The sequence below is a fragment of the Micromonospora parathelypteridis genome (assembly GCF_014201145.1).
GTDB classification, from domain to species: Bacteria; Actinomycetota; Actinomycetes; order Mycobacteriales; family Micromonosporaceae; genus Micromonospora; species Micromonospora parathelypteridis.
On record NZ_JACHDP010000001.1, the window covers coordinates 5,802,871 to 5,819,869 of the forward strand.

Sequence of the window (16,999 nt, forward strand, 5' to 3'; positions counted from 1 at the left end):
CTGTCAGGACAGTCGCAGCCGAGGTTCGAGGACCACCTCGAAGAGCCGGTCCCACGGCAGCTCGACACGCGCCGACTCGAAGCGGGCCAGGGTCGCCGTGAACGTCTTCGCGCCGCGCCGTCCCAGCACGATGCGGTGCCCCGCGAAGTGGTCGGCGAAGTACCGCTCGGTCAGCGGCACCAGCCGTTCGCTCACCCAGCCGTCGAAGTAGATCTTCTGCTCGGGGGTGAGAGCGAGCGGGTCCCAGCCCTGCGCCCGCGCGTGCGCGTACGCCTCGACCTGCACGATGTTCTTCCACGGGTCGTCCTTGACGAACCGGTAGAGCAGGTACTCGGCGTGCGCCTGGCCGGGCCCGCGCAGGTCGGGCACGCCGAACCCGCTACCGGAGGAGCGGAGGTACACCCACCGGGCGGTGCCGTGGCCGAGCGCCAGACCGAGTGCGTTGCCGCCGGTGTTCCACCCGGAGTACGACAGCAGTGCCGCGAGATCGAGGCGGTTCTCCATCCGGGCGACCAGTTCGTGGTCCGCCTTGTTGACGATGAGCGGGTCCACCACGATGACCGGGGTGCCGGCGGCCAGCAGCTTGCCGATCCGCCCGACGAAGGCGTCCAGGTCGGCGGCCCGCTGCCCGGGTGCCGATGAGGGGGTGTTCACGGCGAGAACGATGTCCGCGTCGCCGTTGACGACCCGGCCCCCCACAGTGGCCACGTGCCGGCGGATGTTCTCCGCGAACGGGATGCCCTCCAGTTGGGCGGTCCAGTCCTCGCCGGAGACGCCGGCGTACTCCACGCGGTAGGTGGGTTCCGTACGGGCCGCGATCACCCGCGCGACCAGCAACGCGTCGACCTCGTCGGCGCCGGGGAAGATTTCCACCCGGTCGCCGACGCCGAGTTGGGCGACCAGCGCCTCCAACTCCACCCGCTCGGCTCGGGCCAGGCCGACCGGCGCGGTGTCGTCCTCGGAGAGCACGAGGTGGCTGATGGTGCCGTCGGCGACCCACTCGACCATCAGCCGGTTGACCTGGTGGTTGCGGGCCCGCGCGGCGAGATAGTCCTCGACGACCTGGTCGGGGATCCGCGCCCGGGTGGCGTCGAGCTGGGCCCGTAGCTCCTCCTGCCCGAGGTTCACCACCTGGTCGTAGAGCTTCGCCCAGGTGACCAGCAGGTCGCGGTACGTGTCCAGTTCGGTGCCCGTGCTGGTGATGGCGAGGCGCTGGATGGTGTCGTGCACCTCGATCACCGCACCCGGCCGGGTCGAGCGCAGGCTTCGGATCGAGGCCAGGTTCTCCAGGGCCGCCGCCAGGGTCGGCGCGGCGGTGCGGGAGGCGATCAGGCCACCGTAGGCGAGCATGCTGACCGAGATCACGTACCCGTCGACGTGGTCGGTGGTGCCGAGCCAGCGGGCGATGGCGGCCCCGTCGCCGGGGGTGAAGAAGCGGCCCAGCAGGTCCCGCGGCGGCAGCTGCACCTGGGCGCCGGCGCTCGCCGCGGTCATCTGTGGGGCGTAGGTGTTGACCGGCCGGTCGTCCAACGGGACCAGTGCCACGGTCAGCTGCCGCTTGGCGGGCCCGGCGAGTGCGGGTCGGCCGATGGCCACGGTGGTCAGCCCGGCCACGCCGGTGGCCAGGAGGGTACGCCTTCTCATGTTCACTCCATCTTTGTCGAGGCGCTCGCCGCGCGGGGGGTGGCCGGCACGAGCCGGCGGGTGATCCACAGTGGTGAGGTGACCGCGTTGCCCATCACCACCGCGTGCGCACCCGCCTCGAAGGCCCGGCCGATCTGTTCCGTGGTGCGGTACCGCCCTTCGGCGATCACCGGCACGGGTAGCAGTGCGACGAGTCGCTCCACGAGCCCGAGGTCGGGCCCGTCAGTCGGTGGGCTGGCCGGGGTGTAACCGGACAGTGTGGTGGCGACGGCGTCCGCCCCGGCCTCGACGGCGGCGACGCCCTCGGCCGTGGTGGAGACGTCGGCCAGGATCAGTGCGTCGGTCCGTTCGCGGAGCAGGCGGACCGTGTCGGCGAAGGCGCGGCCGTCCGGTCGGGGGCGGTCGGTGGCGTCGATCGCGACGATGTCCGCCCCGGCCAGCGCCACCTGGAGCGCGTGGGCCGCGGTCGGGGTGATGAACACGCCTGCCGTGCCGTGCTTGTACAGCCCGATCACCGGAACGTCGACGGCAGCGCGTACCGCTCGGACGTCGTCCGGCCCGTTGACCCGGACCCCGACCGCGCCGCCGCGTACCACCGCGGCCGCCACCCGGGCCTGGACGTACGGGTCCCGCATCGGGTCGTCAGGGTCGTCGGGCAGCGGTTGGCAGGACACCACCAGCCCGCCGGCCAGGTCGTCGAGCAGGTTCACCTGTTGGTCCTTCCGATGTCGGGTCAGTCGATGGCCAGTCGGGCGGCGCCGACCACGACGGCGTCAGCGCCCAGCGTGGCGGGCAGCAGCGGAACGTCGGCCCAGCCCGCGGGCACCTCGGCCGAGTAGGCCGCCGACGCGGCGGGCAGCAGGGCGCCGGCCGCCCCGCCGGTCACCAGGACAGCGTCCGGGTCGAGCAGGGCCACCAACCCCGCCAGGGCCGCGCCGAGAACCGTTCCGGCACGCTCGACGACCTGTTGGGCGACACCGTCCCCGGCCGCGGCACGGTCCGCCACGGTCCGCCCGGTGACGTGGGTGCCGGTCTCGATGGAGTACGCGGCGGCCAGCCCGCTGCCGGAGGCGATCGCCTCCAGGTGCCCGTACCGGCCGCACCCGCACCGCAGCCGCTCGGCACCCGGGGCCGGCAGATGCCCGACCTCGCCGGCGGCGCCGCGGACACCGGCCTCGACGCGGCCGTTGCGGACGACCGCCCCGCCCAGCCCGGTGCCGACGGCCACCAGCAGCACATGGGCTCGGTCCCGTCCGGCGCCGGCCCAGCATTCGCCCAGCGCGGCGGCGTTCACGTCGTTGGTGACCCGCACTCCTCGACCCAGCCGGGCGGCCAACGCGTCGGCGACCGGGGTTCCCGTCCAGCCGGGCAGGCTGTCGGTGGCGTACCGGATGCCGCCGGTCGCGGGGTCGACCGTGCCGGCGGTGCCCACGCCCACCGGCCCGGTGCTCGCGCCGAGCAGGTCGGTGGCCAGCCGGGCGGCGGCGTCCAGCACGGCCCCGGGCCCGGACCGGGCAGGCGTGGGCACCTCGCGGCGCTCCAGCACCTGCCCGACCCGGTCGACCAGCGCGGCCGCCGTCTTGGTGCCGCCGATGTCTATGCCGACAACCGGTGTCGTCATCCCTTGAGGCCGGTGTGCGCGAGCCCTTCGACGAACTGCTTCTGGGCGATGACGAAGACCACCAGGACCGGCAGCGCGGTCATCGACGCCGCAGCCATCTGGACGTCCCACATGGGACCGCCGTAGGCGTCGACGAACTGGGTGAGCGCCTGGGGCAGGGTGAACTTCTCCGGAGAGGAGAGGAACACGATCGGTTCCAGGTAGAGGTTCCAGCTGTGCAGGAAGGTGAAGATCGCCACCGCGCCCAGTGCCGGCCGCGACAGCGGCAGGGCGATCCGCCAGAAGGTGGCGAAGCGTCCCAACCCGTCGACCCGGGCCGCCTCCTCCAGCTCACCGGGGAGGCTGATGAAGAACTGCCGCATGATGAACGTCGCCAGGACGCTCGGCGCGCCGAAGATCGGCACCAGGATCAGCGGCCAGTGGGTGTTGACCAGGCCGAGTTTGAAGAACATCTGGAACAGCGGCACGATCGTCACCTCGCTGGGAATGAGCAGGCCCGCGAGGACGACCAGGAACAACACGTTCTGGCCCCGGAACCGGATGCGTGCGAAGGCGTATCCGGCCAGCGCCGCAACGGCCATGGTGCCGACCGTGACGACCAGCGCGATGTAGAGGCTGTTCAGGTACTGCTGCCCGAACGGCTGCAACTCGAACACCCGCCGGTAGGCGTCGATCTGCGGGTGGGTCGGCAGCAGCTTCGGCGGGAAGGCGAAGATGTCCGACACCGGCTTCAGCGACGAGGTGACCATCCACCAGGTCGGGAAGACGAACGGGATCGCCAGGACCAGCAGCACCCCGTAGAGCACCAGCTTGGTCCGCCGGGACAGGTCACGATTCATGGAAGACCCACCTCTTGCGCATCTGCCACTGCAGCACGGTGAGGGCGAGCACGATGACGAACAACAGGATCGACAGCGTCGCGCCGTAGCCGAAGTGATGGAATTGGAAGGCCTGCTGGTACAGGTAGTAGACGAGCACCGTCGTCGAGGTGCCGGGTCCGCCCTGGGTGAGCACCGCGATCTGCGCGAAGACCTGCAGCGACCCGACCACGGTGATGATCGAGGTCAGCAGGATCGTCGGGCTGATCAGCGGTACGGTGATCCGCCCGAACTGGCGCATCCGGCTCGCCCCGTCCACCTCCGCGGCCTCGTACAGATCGGCCGGCACGCCCTGCAGTGCGGCCAGGAACAGCACCATGTTCAGGCCGACGTTCTTGAACACCTGCACGACGATCACGGACACCATCGCGGTGCCCTCGCCGCGCAGCCAGTTCGGCCCGTCCACGCCAATGGTGTCGAGCAACCCGTTGATCCCGCCGTTGTCCTGAAGCAGGAAGCCCCAGACGATGGTCCAGGCCACCAGCGAGACCACCACGGGGGAGAAGAACAGTGTGCGGAACACGATCGTGCCCCGCAGCCTCTGGTTGAGCAGGACGGCCAGCAGCAGGGCCAGGCCGAGGTTGAACACCACCAGGCCGATCGAGAACAGCCCGGTGGCGCGCAGCACCGCGCCGAGATTGGGATCGTCGGCGAGGCCCTGGTAGTTCTCGGTGCCGACGAAGTCGAAGGTCCCGGCGAGGACGTTCCACTCGTGCAGGCTGTACCAGAACACGAGGATCAGCGGCAGGATCACGAAGACGACGCTGCCGAGCAGTTGCGGGGCGATGAACACAAAACCGGTGAGCTGGTCCCGGCGTCGGCTGGTCCAGAACGGCCGGGCCGGGCCCGGGGCGGGCCCGGCCGAAGCCGAGCCCACCCTGGTGTCCGTCTGGGTCATAATCGTTGCCCTACTTCGCCAGCAGAGGCTGGATCTTGGCGCAGACGCCGTCGAGCACGGCCTTCACGTCCGCGTTCGGCTGCCACAGCGGGTCGAGGCCGGCACGGACCTGCTGGCTCAGCTCGGCCTGCCCGGAGTGGTTGGGCTTGACCACGCCGTTGGTGATGCCGTCGATGACGACCTTCTGCAGCTGCTCCGGCTTGAGCTTCGGGTTCGTCTTGGCGAGCGTCTCGGCGGTCAGCTGCGACTGTCGGGGCGCCGGGAAGAACTGGGCGAGCTTGGCCGAGTTCGTGGGGTTGGTGAAGAAGGCCAGGAAGTCGGCCGCCTGCTTGGCGTGCGGGCTCTTCTTCATCACCCCGAGGCCAGCCTGGCCGACCACCGCGTAGTCACCCTTCGGCCCGGCCGGCAGCGGCACCAGGTCCCACCCGAAGCCGCCGTCCTTCAGCAGCGAGGCGCGGGAGATCTGGGTGATCGTCATGGCCGAGTCACCGGCGAAGAAGTCGGCGGTCGTGCCCGGCCCAGGCAGCGCCTTCTGGGTGAAGGTGGCCTTGTGCAGGGTGGTCATCGCGTCGACCATCTCCGGGCTGCTGAAGCCGCAGGTCTTGCCGTCCTCGCTCCACGCCTGGGCGCCCCACCCGGTCCAGAAGGTGGACAGGTTGTCCCAGCCCTTGTAGTCGAAGTCCCGAATGACCAGGCCGGCCTTGCCGGAGTCCGCCGCCGTCGCGGCGGCGGTGGTCAGGGCGTTGTCCCAGGTCCACTGACCGGCCGCGATCAGCTCCGCCGGGGTCTTCTGCCCGGCCTTCTTGAGCATGTCGGTGTTGACGAAGACCCCGAACGGCGAGGTGGAGAAGGGGTACGCGTACAGCTTCCCGTCGTTCTGCCAGAGCTTGAGGGTGGCGGGGGAGATGTCCTCGTACTGGTAACCCTCGGCCTTCTTCAGCGTGTCGTCGAGGGGCAGCAGCGCGCCCGAGGTGACGAAGTCCGGGGCGGAGTTCTCGAACACCCACGCCAGGTCGGGCGCGTTCCCGCCGGCGATCTGGGTGGTCAGGGTCGTGGTGTAGGTGTCGAACGGCAGCGGGTCGAACTTGATCTCAGCCACGTCCGGGTGGCTCTTGCGGTACTCGTCGGCGATCTCGTTGAACAGCTTGAGGTGCGCCTCGTTGGCCGACCAGACGGTCATCCGCAGCTTCGCCGGACCGCTGTCGCCGGCGTCGTCGCCGCCGCCGCAGGCGGTCAGGGCGAGCGCGCCGGCCAGTGCAACGGCGACGCCGCGCAGGGCCTTTCCTGCTCTCACAATATTCTCCTCACCGGGGGTGTGTTCAGTAGCCCGCGATCTGTGGCCAGCGCTGTTCCACGCCGGCCGCGGTCAGGCGGTCCTGGAAATCGGCCAGCAGACGGGGGGTGTTGCGGACCGCACGCGGAGACTCGCCCCGCGCCAGACAGAAGTCGGCGAGCAGGCCGGCGACCTCGCCGACGTTCCACTCGACCGGGTGCAGCCGGTAGCTGCCGTTGGTGACGTGGGTGGTGCCGATGTTCTTGCCGGCCGGCAGCAGGTTCTCCATCCGCTGTGGGATCAGCGCGCCGAGCGGGATCTCGAACGGGCAGGATCCGACGTCGATGTAGTTGTCGCCACCGGTCGACGGGTGCAGGTCGATCCGGTACATGCCCACGCCCACCGCGTCCGGGTAGCTGACCGCGCCGTGGTCGCCCCGGACCGCCAGGGACAGATCCTGCTCGACCACGGTGTACTCGGCCTGGATCCGGCGGGACTCACGGATGTACGGGGCCTGGGCCAGGCCGTCCGCGCTGCCGGTCACGTCGCCGCGCAGCCGCAGGCCGGGGAAGCCGGTGCCGCCGTCCGGGCGGGGCGCCTCGGTCTGCAGCCAGTAGAGCACCGAGTACGACAGCTCGCGGGCCTTCGACAGGTGCCACGACGCGTTCGGCACGTCGATGACCGGACCCTCGAAGTAGTCGATCATCGGCCAGTTGACCAGCGTGATGTCGCTGCCGTACGCGCCGTCGGTGAAGTTGCGCCGCGCGGCGATCCGCCGGAACGTCCACAGGTTGCCGTCACCGGGATTGACGCGTTGATCGGCGTTGACGCTCAGCGGGTCGTCATCCGGGTTGGGGGTGAAGCTGCGCTCGACGATCTCCAACGTGCGCGGGTGCGGTGACTTCCAGGACAGCAGCCGGTCACCCCAGAAGTCCGGCTTGTAGTCGCGCCAGAAGTCGTACCCCGCCGGGCGGTCGATGGTGTGGTCGCCGTCGACGTGGTCGAGGGCGAAGCAGACGGACACCGCCTGCATGTTCATCGGCTGGGCTTCGGCCGGGGCGCTCGGCTCACCGGTCTGCGCCTGCGACTCGAACCCGGTGACGTACTCGGTGCCCGTCAGCGGCAGCAACTCGCCGGTCTCGGTGGCGTCCAGGACGTACGGCGCGACGACGTCGATGCGCTCGTCCCGATCGCGGTGCGCCAGCGTCACGCCGGTCACCCGGTCCCCGTCGGTCTCCGCGGCGACCGGCCGGTACGGCTGCAGCACCCGCAGCCGGCCCGAACCGAGGTACGGGGCGAGCATCTGGTCCAGGACGGCGACGGCCACCCGCGGCTCGTGGCAGAGCCGGCTCACCCAACCCGCACCGGGGTTCAGGTCGGTCCAGGCCCGCGACCGTTCGGTCAACGGGTAGTGGCGACGGTAGTAGTCGCGGATGCCGTTACGCAGCGCCCGGTAGCTGGCGGTGGCGCCGAACTGCTCGATCCAGGAGTGTTCGTCCGGTGGGACGGCCTGGCTGGTGAGTTGCCCGCCGAGCCAGTCGAACTCCTCGGTCAGGATGACGGACCTTCCGGCCCGGGCCGCGGCGAGCGCCGCGGCGACGCCGCCCAGTCCGCCCCCGACGACGAGGACGTCCGTACGCATGAGTACCACGTGTTTCCTTCCAGTTGCGCGGTCGACCGCGTTAGTGCCGGTCGACCGCCGGATCAGGGGTGCCGAGGGTGTTGCCCTCGACGAGTTCGCAGGCGAGAAGTCGTTGCTGGAGGCCTGCCGCGCTGCCATCGATGACGCCGGTCAACACCTCGACCGACTGTCGGCCCATCTCCTCGCGGGGGATGCGGAACCCGGTGAACGCGATGTCGGTGGGGACCGGGACCGTCGGGTCGCCGAGGGTCACGATCGACAGGTCGCCGGGCACGGTCAGGCCGCGCCGACGGGCGGCCGACTCCAGCGCGACCGCCGTGGCGAAGTCCTCCACGAAGACGACGGTGGTCCCGTGGGCCAGCAGGGTGTCGACGGTCGTGTCGGCTTCCCCGGACAGCGCTGACATCTCCCCGGCGGCCTCTGCGGTCGTCGCGGCGGCGCGGAACCCACGGCGCCGGTCCTCGGAGGATTCCGCGTTGGTGCCCATGTTCAGGTACATCAGGCGGCGGTGGCCGTGCCGCAGCGCCACCTCGACGAGTTGGGCCACCGCCGAGGCGTAGTCCGCGCCGACGTAGGGGACCGGACCGTCGGCGTCGTCGCGGCGCCCGACGGCGACGTACGGATATCCGTCGCGGTTGAGTCGTTGCAGCTCCGCGCCGTCGATCTCGCGTCCGAGCAGGATGCACCCGTCGGCCAGACGGAGCCGGTTGTCCTGGTGGAAGATTCGTCGCCGGCCGTCCAGCACCGGTGCGCTGGTGAACAGCAGCAGGTCGCAGCCGACGCTCTCGGCGTACTCCTCGATGCCGAGCAGGAACGGGTGGAAGAAGTCCCGGCTGCCGCTGGGGAAGGCGGGCTCGTACGTGAAGACGCCGATGATCCGGTTGAACCGTGAGGCGAGCCGGCGGGCGACGGGGTCGGCGGCGTACCCGGTCTCGGCGATGACCCGCAACACCCGGTCCCGGGTCTCCGAGGCGATGCGGACCTCGGCGTCGGTCCGGTTGTTGAGCACCAGCGACACCGTCGCCTGACTGACACCGGCCATCCGCGCGATGTCACGCTGGGTGACGCGTCGAGGGGAAGCGGTCACGTCGGGTCCTTCCGGTGCGGCTAATGCGTATTAGCGCTCGGTGTTGGGAAGCAGCTTGGTGGGTGGGCCGGCATGTGTCAAGGGGTGTCCGCAACATTTCGTGGAGATGAACCCCCTGGACTAATGCGCATTAGCGGTAGGGCTCCCGATCGGTTGGCGGGCGGACCGGCGGGGCGCGAGCCACCTCTTGACAGGAGCGCCGTCGAGCGCGCAACATTCGAGAAATATAGGCGCTAATACGTATTAGCTCGGTGATGCCAGCGGCATCCGCCGAGCGCTGTCGCCTGTGTTCTTACTCAGCGTCACTCTGCGCCGCTCGTACCGCCGAGCCGACCGACCGAAGAGGAAGCCGCATGACGAGACCATCCGCACCGTCGTCCCGACGCGCTGTCCTGGCGGCCGCCAGCGCCGGCCTGCTCGTCGCCGCCGTGGCCGGCGCCCGGCCGGCGGCCGCCGAAGCCGCGCTCGACTTCCCCCAGTTCACCTACCAGGGCACCGCGTTCGACAAGGGCACCCTCGCCTACAACCCGACGAACGAGTTCATCTTCCCGAGCGTCATCCGGGCCGCCGACTACTTCCCCAACCCGCTCGGCACCTACTACCTGTACTACGCGCCGCACGAGCGTCCCGGCGGAATCGCCCTCGCGTACTCCGACTCGATCAACGGCCCGTGGACCGAATACGTCGCCAACCCCCTGATCAGCAACACCTGGCTGCCGAACTACTCCACGGTCAGCCACGTCTCCTCGCCGCACGCGGTGTGGATCGAGGGCGAGGGCAAGCTCTTCCTCTACTTCCACGGCGAAAACTCCATCACCCGGTACGCGACCTCCGACGACGGCATCCACTTCAGCTACGGCGGGACCGCGGTCAGCCGGAACGACACGACCGGTGGCGAGACCTCGTACGCCCGGGTGTTCGAGCAGTCCGTGCCCCGCCTGGGCACCCGGTACCTGATGCTCTTCATGGACAATCCGACCGCTGGGGCGCCGGGACCGACCGGGCCCGTTTCGCGGCGGATCCGCTGGGCGGTCTCCAACGACGCGCGGACCTGGGCCATGCAGCCGGAACCGATCGTGACTCCGCAGGGCATCGAAGGCCCGAACGCCTCGGGACCGTTCTTCCTGCGCTGGGACGACCGCAACCTGGTGATCTTCCACGCCGCCGACGGCAACATGCACGCGGTGGACGTCGGACAGGACTTCGACCAGGAGATCCACCTCGGCATCGTGCACGACTCGATGTCCGCCGCGCCCGACCTCGGCCGCTCGGCCGCGCCGACGTTCTACTTCGACGGACGTACCGCGCACATGTACTACGAGGCCGGCAGCCGGCTCACCGCGACCATCGGACACGCCACCGCCACCCTGGCAAACCCGCTGCCCGTACGGCAGCTCGATTGTGTGCCGGACCGACCGGTCCTGTGGCCGCCGAACCACAAGCTGGTCGACGTCAACGTCAGCGTGGACCTGCACGACGGGGTGCTCGGCCCGAACGCGTTCACCCTGACCAGCGTCACCGGCGGTGACGCCGCGGACGTCAGCGGTTTCGCCATCGGCACGCCGGACACGAGTGGCAAGCTGCGGGCCGAACGAGCCGGCAACGCGGGGGACCGGGTGTACCACCTCACGTACACCGGCCACGACGAGATCGGACGGCCGGTCGGCTGCACCGTCACCGTGACCGTCCCGCATGACCAGGGCGGCAACCGGTAGATCGTCGCCGGCAGTGCGCCCTACCACCTGTGGGCGCACTGCCGGGCGTGCAACAGTCGGTCTTCTTCGGCGGGCCGTCCGCCGTCGACGCACATCACGGACCGTAGCCGAAACGGGATAGCGCCGGCATCCGGATCTGCCGAACACAGGACACCAGATCATGGCCCTGGGGCACTCCGGCTTCTCGCCCCGGCGTCTTGGCGCCTCATGAGGGCAAGATGGACCGATGGCGGCGATAAGACGGTTCGACAACATCGATGCCACCGCCGTGGCGGGCCTCATCGAACGCTGCCTGCGTGAGGTCAACAGTCGCGACTATCCGAGCGAGGTCATCGAGCGGATGTGCGACCACTTCACCGAACAACGCATCAAGGAACTCGCCACGCAACGGCAGATGTTCGTCGCCGAAGTGAACGGGATCGTCGGCACGGTGTCCCGCGACGGCAACAAGGTCTACACCATGTTCGTGCACCCACGGGCCGCCGGTCGCGGCATAGGACGCCGCCTCATGCGCCACATCGAGGCGCTGGCCGTGATCGACGGCTACGACCACATGGAAACCGGAGCGAGCATCACAGGGCATGGCTTCTACCGCCGGCTCGGCTACATCGACGTCCGCTCCACGGAGACAGAGTTCGGCTTCAACTACATCCTGCGCCGGGATCTGCCCTGACGGAAACAGCCACCGATGCCCGACCACGATGGGGTTCGTGTATTCCTGCGCGGGCGTGCAGCCGTATGCGGGGCTGGGTAGCGGACTGGTAGCGGCGGGGCACCCAAGGCCAGTGTCGGCCGTCGACGTTCCGGTTGTGCGGCCCAGCTGTCGCACGGGCCGTCCAACGTCGAGCCAGGGCAGCTCGATGGCGACCGGAGCGACGCTGCCGTGTGTCTTGCAGAAGTAGCGCGAGGTGAATGAGTCGCTGTGCTCCCGCCGACCGCGCGCTGACTACCTGCGAACCTGCCACTGGTCGTAGCCCGACTGAGCGGCTGGTCGCCTCGAGCCAGACATGGGCGGCAGCGCCGATCGCGGCCCCACCGCACAGGGCCGGCCGGGGCGGCGGAGTCGCAGCGTGCCGTGTAATCCCTTCTGGACACACGGGATACGCACCTCCACAACTTGCTCAGACCGTCCGTGTATTGCACCGGCAACCTATTGCATACGACTGTTCGCGGCTGTATACAGGCATGGATGCAAAGTGATGAGAGGTAGCGCATGCGACTTCGGGTTCCGGGACCAACTCCAGTCCCACCACGGGTGCTACGGGCACTGGGCCAGCAGGTGATCTATCACCGCAGCTCGGAGTTCAAGGAGCTCCTCCACGACACGGCGGCCATGTTGCAGCCGCTTTTCGGGACCACGGCGGCCAACCCGATCGTGCTCACGTCGTCCGGGACCGGTGCCCTGGAGGCCGTGCTCGCCAACAGTCTGCGGCCTGGCGACCGGGTGCTCACCCTCGACAACGGTCACTGGGGGGCACGCTTCGGCCGCCTCGCCACCTCGCTCGGCGCGTCCGTTGAAGCGCTGTCCTCCTCCTGGGGCGGTGGCGCCGATGCCGAGGCGCTGCGTCGGCGTCTGTCCGCTTCGGATGGTGGAGAGTTCGTCGCCGTCCTGGTGGCACACAACGACACCTTCACCGGGGCGGTCACGGACCTGGCCGCGATCAGCGACGTCGTACGGGACACCTCGGCCCTGCTGGTCGTTGACGCCGTGTCCAGCCTCGGCTGCCTCCCGATCGAGGTGGACTCCTGGGGTTTGGACCTGGTCGTCTCTGCCTCGCAGAAGGGTCTGATGTGCCCGCCAGGGCTTGCCCTGGTGACTGCCTCGGAGAAGGCCTGGAAGCGCATTGACAAGGTGGATCCGCGCGGGGAGTACTTCGACCTGCGCCGAGCGCGCGACATGGCGGCGCAGGGACAGGCGACCTTCACCCCGGCCGTCAACCTCGTCCGCGCCCTGCACGAGGCGCTGAGGATGGTGCACGAGACCGGCCTCACCCAGACCTTCGCGCGACAGGCACACCTGGGCCGAGCACTGGCGGCTGGCGTCGCTGAACTCGGGATGTCGCTGTATCCCAACGCCGACGCTGCGTCGCCCTGCGTCAGCGTGCTCCGCGCGCCGGAGGGAGTCGACGCCGCCAAGATCGTCGCCACGATGCGCGACCGTTATGGCACGCAGATCGCCGGCGCTCGCCGTTCTCGGCTCGACGGAACCGTCATCCGGATCGGGACCATGGGCTACTGCCGACCCGACGACATCCGCTTGGACGTCTGGCAGCTCGCCGGCGCCGTACAGGAGCAGGGCCACACGGTGGACGTAGCCACAGCCATCGCCGCCACGGAGCGCGAGCTCGAGGAGGTCGCAGCATGAGCGGAACGCCGGGATTTCGCATCACCTCAAAGTGGACCCGACCCAACCCCACCACCGTCGCCGCCTTCGCCAACGTGCCGTCGCCCAACATCGGCGACGCCATGAACCGGCTCGGCGTGGTCGATCCGCGCATTCAGGCCGTCTGGCCAGGCGCACAATGCGCCGGGTCGGCCCTGCCCGTTTGGACCCGGGCCGGCGACAACCTGATGATCCATAAGGCGATCGACATGGCCGAGCCAGGTGACGTGATCGTCGTCAACGGCCAGGGAGACCTCACCCGTGCTCTGTTCGGAGAGCTGATGGCGCACAGCGCCGCCGCGCTCGGCGTGGGTGGCCTGGTCTTCGACGGAGCCGTCCGCGACGTCGCGTCCCTGGCGGAGCTACGGCTGCCCGTGTTCGCCTTCGGCGTGAGCCCGGCCGGTCCCTTCAAGCAGGGGCCTGGCGAGATCGGGCGACCGGTCGCCATCGGCGGCGTGGTCTGCGCTCCGGGCGACCTCGTCGTGGCCGACGCCGACGGCGTGGTCATCGTCCCCCAAGAGGACGTCGACGCCGTGCTTGCCGAAGCACAGGCGATCCAGCGACGGGAGGCCAAACGCCTTCAGGAGATCCGGGGCGGCTCACCCCGACGAGCCGGCATCGACGAGGAACTGATCCGGCGCGGCGTACTCGGGAAGGCATCGTGACCGCGAGTCCCGGCCTGGCGTCAGTCCTGGCAAGCCTGTCCGCCGGCAAGGTCTACGACCTCGCCCAGACCCTGCAGACAGGGATGGCCTGCTCACCCAACCACCCCGGCTTCCGGATGGCGCTGCAACGCCGCCACGGTGACCAGAACCGCGCCGACGGCACCTCTTCGGCCAGCGAACTCATCATTACCGGTGGGCACGTCGGCACCCACATCGACGCGCTCTCCCACTTCTCCGACGCGGGATGCCTGCACGGAGGAGTCGATGCGGCAGCCGCCCAGCAGACTGGCCGGTTCACCAAGCACGGCGCCGAGACCATCCCACCGTTCCTGCGCCGAGGTGTGTTGCTGGACGTCGCGGCAACTGCCGGCGTCGAAGTCCTCGCCCCCGGAGTATCGGTCGACACCGCCACGTTGCAGACCACGGCCGCGGCTGCCGGCGTCGAGGTACGCGCCGGCGACATCGTGCTTGTCCGCACCGGCTGGTCCCGCCACTTCGCCGACCCGCAACGGTTCCTCGGCATCCACGACGGCGTACCCGGCATCACGACCGACGCGGCCGCCTGGCTCGCCGACACCGGTGTGGTGGCCGTTGGCGGCGACACCACATCGGTTGAACAGATCTCCGCCGGGCAGGGGCATTCGCTGTTGCCCGTGCACCGGTTGCTCCTCGTCGAACGCGGCATCTACCTCATCGAGATGCTCGACCTCGAAAAGCTCGCGGCCGACAACATCGCGGAGTTCCTGTTCGTCGCGATTCCGCTGAAGATCCTCGGCGGCACGGGATCGCCCCTGCGTCCGCTGGCGGTGACGGCACAATGACCTCCTACGACAAACCGATCGCGCACCTGCTCGCCCGCTTTGCCGCGGACCAGCGCGCCAACCCCATGCTGGTGGAGCGGTTCGGCGAAGACATCCACGGCAGGATCGTCGACGTTCTCGGTAACTCCCTCGCGGCCACCACCACAGCCGTGTTCCCGGTGACCTCGACCGTCGTGCGCACCTGGGGCGGCGCCCCGCACGCCACTGCTATCGGGCTCAACCAGCGTGTTCCGACCGCCTCCGCGACTTTCCACAACGGAACCCTGGCCCACGCCCTCGATTTCGATGACACCCACCTGCCGTCGGTCCTGCACCCCAGCGCCTCGGTCATTCCGGCGGTGATCGCCACCGCCGAAGCCGTGGACGCCTCTTACGACGCCCTCGTGGCGGCCGCGGCGGTCGGAATCGAGATCACCAACCGGCTCGGCATGGCAGGCTACGACGACGCACTCGGCAACTCCGTCTTCTTCGAACGCGGCCTGCACGCGACCTCGATATGCGGCACCCTCGGATCCGCCGTCGCGGTCGCGATGCTGCTCGGAGGCGATCAGGACGTCATCGGGCACGCGATCGGGCTCGCGGCGAGCATGGGCGCTGGCCTGTTGGAGGCCAACCGCACCGGCGGCACAGTGAAGAAGATCCACTGCGGATGGGCTGCCCACGCAGGCACGGTGGCGGCCGAACTCGCCGTTGCCGGGCTCACCGGCCCGCCCACCGTTCTTGAAGGACGGTTCGGGTTCCTGCAGGCTCACTGCGGTGACCGGGTCGACCTCGCCGCCCTGACCGGCGACCTGGGGACCGGCTGGACGCTGGGCGACGTCGGCTTCAAGCCGTACCCCTGCAACATCTACACGCACCCCGTGATCGACGCTGCGCTCATGCTCCGCGAGCGCGGCATCACCGCCGACGAACTCGACTGGGTCGAGGCCGGCGTCGCCAAGCCCACATTGCGGACCATCGCCGAACCGCCGGAGAAAAAGGCCAGTCCGACCACCGGCTACGAGGCCCAGTTCAGCGGTCCCTACGCCTTCGCGGCCGCGATGCTCGGGGGCGGTGGGCTCGGGGTGGGCCTGCAGGACTTCACCGACGCCGCCGCGGTCGAGCCGCAGCGGCGGGCGCTCGCGGGACGTGTACGCATGGTCGAATCGGACACCGCCACCGCCGCCTTCCCCCGAAGGATCTCCTGCGTCCTGCGCTACGGCACCCAGCAGGGCCAGGTGGGGGAGATCGCAATCCCAGTCAACCGCGGTTTCGGCGCTCGCACGCTCACCGCCGACGAGCACCTCATGAAGTTCCGCTCCAACGCCTCGACCGCACTGCCTGCGCCGCAGGTGGAGGCACTCGAAATGGCGCTCCAGCGGCTTCCACAGACGTCGATGACCGACCTCATGTCGGGCCTTCGGCAGCTTGCCCCCAGTCACGGGTCACCGGACAGAAAAGGCTACTGATGACCAACCAACCTCCCAAACGCATGTACTCCATCGCCGCCGCCCTGGCCAGCGCGGCCCTGCTCCTCGGGGCGGCTGCCTGCGGATCGACCGACCAAACGACCGACGCAAGCTCCACCAGTACCCCCGGTCCAGTGAGCACCCTGCTGCCCGAGAGCGTTCAGAAGGCGGGAATCCTGACCATCGCCACGGATGCCCAACTTCCGCCCAACAACTTCGTCGGCCCGGACGGCAAGACCATCATCGGCGTGAGCGTCGACATGGGCAACGCGGTCGCCAAGGCACTCGGCGTGAAGGCGACGTTCGTCAACACGAAGTTCGCCTCCCTCATCACCGGCCTGCAGGCCGGCCGCTACGACATCGCGATGTCCGGCATCACCGACACCGCCGAGCGGCAGAAGCAGGTCGACTTCGTCGACTTCATCGAATCGGGTCAGGTCTTCATCGTCCCGAAGGGAAACCCCGGCAAGGTCGACTCCCAGGACGCCATGTGCGGAAAGAATCTCAGCCTGGTCACCGGCACCATCTCCGTGGACCTCGCCGAGGCCCAGTCGGCCAAGTGCGTCCAGGCGGGCCAGGAGCAGGTCAAGATCCTGAAGTTCCCGACGGTTGCCGACGCCCTTCTGCAGCTGACGAACGGACGGGCTGACGCCAACATCGCCAACCTCGGGAAGGCCGCCTACCAGTCGAAGGAGTCCGGCGGGAAGCTCGAAGTCGCCGGGAAGCCGTTCGCGACCTCATACGACGCGGTCGCGGTGAAGAAGGGCGACAAAGAGATGATCGCCGCGCTGCAGTACGGCTTCGAGCAGATCATTAAGGACGGCACCTACCAGAAGGTCCTGGAGAAGTGGGACGTCCAGGACAGCGCCGTGGACAAGGTCGTCGTCAACGGCGGCGACTCGCTGGAGGGGAGCACCAGCTGAC

At 69.3% G+C, this 16,999-nt stretch carries 15 protein-coding genes; 7 read left to right on the forward strand and 8 right to left on the reverse strand.

Annotated features, from left to right (window positions below):
- Window positions 1-3 precede the first annotated feature (3 nt).
- Genes HNR20_RS26300 through HNR20_RS26335 form a run of 8 tightly spaced genes read right to left on the reverse strand, consistent with a single transcriptional unit; the run spans window position 4 to window position 9,043 of the window.
- The gene (locus HNR20_RS26300; protein WP_184185012.1) at window positions 4-1,644 is read right to left on the reverse strand and encodes a DUF4127 family protein; all 1,641 of its coding nucleotides are present in this window, start codon (window positions 1,642-1,644) and stop codon (window positions 4-6) included.
- 2 nt (window positions 1,645-1,646) lie between these two features.
- On the reverse strand, window positions 1,647-2,354 hold the full coding sequence (locus tag HNR20_RS26305) for an N-acetylmannosamine-6-phosphate 2-epimerase (RefSeq protein ID WP_184185015.1): 708 nt from the start codon (window positions 2,352-2,354) through the stop codon (window positions 1,647-1,649).
- A 23-nt stretch (window positions 2,355-2,377) separates the two neighbouring features.
- Window positions 2,378-3,265: an ROK family protein gene (locus HNR20_RS26310; protein WP_184185018.1), complete on the reverse strand. Its 888-nt coding sequence runs from the start codon at window positions 3,263-3,265 to the stop codon at window positions 2,378-2,380.
- A complete protein-coding gene (locus tag HNR20_RS26315) occupies window positions 3,262-4,104 on the reverse strand; it encodes a carbohydrate ABC transporter permease (protein WP_184185021.1) in 843 nt (280 codons plus the stop codon). Before HNR20_RS26315 ends, HNR20_RS26310 begins: the two co-directional genes overlap by 4 nt.
- Window positions 4,094-5,041 carry a carbohydrate ABC transporter permease gene (locus tag HNR20_RS26320; protein ID WP_184185024.1) on the reverse strand — a complete coding sequence of 316 codons (948 nt, stop codon included), beginning with the start codon at window positions 5,039-5,041 and terminating at the stop codon, window positions 4,094-4,096. Before HNR20_RS26320 ends, HNR20_RS26315 begins: the two co-directional genes overlap by 11 nt.
- A gap of 10 nt (window positions 5,042-5,051) precedes the next feature.
- The gene (locus tag HNR20_RS26325) at window positions 5,052-6,335 is read right to left on the reverse strand and encodes an ABC transporter substrate-binding protein (protein WP_229687307.1); all 1,284 of its coding nucleotides are present in this window, start codon (window positions 6,333-6,335) and stop codon (window positions 5,052-5,054) included.
- 25 nt (window positions 6,336-6,360) lie between these two features.
- Window positions 6,361-7,956 (reverse strand): FAD-dependent oxidoreductase, encoded by a 1,596-nt coding sequence (locus HNR20_RS26330; RefSeq protein WP_184185027.1) that lies wholly within the window; start codon window positions 7,954-7,956, stop codon window positions 6,361-6,363.
- A gap of 40 nt (window positions 7,957-7,996) precedes the next feature.
- A complete protein-coding gene (locus HNR20_RS26335) occupies window positions 7,997-9,043 on the reverse strand; it encodes a LacI family DNA-binding transcriptional regulator (RefSeq protein WP_184185030.1) in 1,047 nt (348 codons plus the stop codon).
- A 353-nt stretch (window positions 9,044-9,396) separates the two neighbouring features.
- Between HNR20_RS26335 and HNR20_RS26340 the strand changes: the two genes are divergently transcribed.
- The 7 genes from HNR20_RS26340 to HNR20_RS26370 all read left to right on the forward strand — a co-directional run bounded on the left by HNR20_RS26340 (window position 9,397) and on the right by HNR20_RS26370 (window position 16,998).
- Complete coding sequence (locus HNR20_RS26340; protein WP_184185033.1) at window positions 9,397-10,758, forward strand: glycoside hydrolase family protein; 1,362 nt, start codon at window positions 9,397-9,399, stop codon at window positions 10,756-10,758.
- A 226-nt stretch (window positions 10,759-10,984) separates the two neighbouring features.
- Window positions 10,985-11,431 (forward strand): GNAT family N-acetyltransferase, encoded by a 447-nt coding sequence (locus HNR20_RS26345; protein ID WP_184185036.1) that lies wholly within the window; start codon window positions 10,985-10,987, stop codon window positions 11,429-11,431.
- A gap of 540 nt (window positions 11,432-11,971) precedes the next feature.
- Window positions 11,972-13,123: a pyridoxal-phosphate-dependent aminotransferase family protein gene (locus HNR20_RS26350; RefSeq protein WP_260321898.1), complete on the forward strand. Its 1,152-nt coding sequence runs from the start codon at window positions 11,972-11,974 to the stop codon at window positions 13,121-13,123.
- Window positions 13,120-13,806, forward strand: a complete 687-nt coding sequence (locus HNR20_RS26355; RefSeq protein WP_184185042.1) for an RraA family protein — start codon at window positions 13,120-13,122, stop codon at window positions 13,804-13,806. The genes HNR20_RS26350 and HNR20_RS26355 overlap by 4 nt, the downstream gene beginning before the upstream one ends.
- Entirely contained in the window at window positions 13,803-14,627 is an 825-nt protein-coding gene (locus tag HNR20_RS26360; RefSeq protein WP_229687306.1) for a cyclase family protein, read from the forward strand. The genes HNR20_RS26355 and HNR20_RS26360 overlap by 4 nt, the downstream gene beginning before the upstream one ends.
- Window positions 14,624-16,075 (forward strand): MmgE/PrpD family protein, encoded by a 1,452-nt coding sequence (locus tag HNR20_RS26365; RefSeq protein ID WP_184185046.1) that lies wholly within the window; start codon window positions 14,624-14,626, stop codon window positions 16,073-16,075. The genes HNR20_RS26360 and HNR20_RS26365 overlap by 4 nt, the downstream gene beginning before the upstream one ends.
- Complete coding sequence (locus tag HNR20_RS26370; protein ID WP_184185049.1) at window positions 16,075-16,998, forward strand: ABC transporter substrate-binding protein; 924 nt, start codon at window positions 16,075-16,077, stop codon at window positions 16,996-16,998. Before HNR20_RS26365 ends, HNR20_RS26370 begins: the two co-directional genes overlap by 1 nt.
- Window position 16,999: the final 1 nt, after the last annotated feature.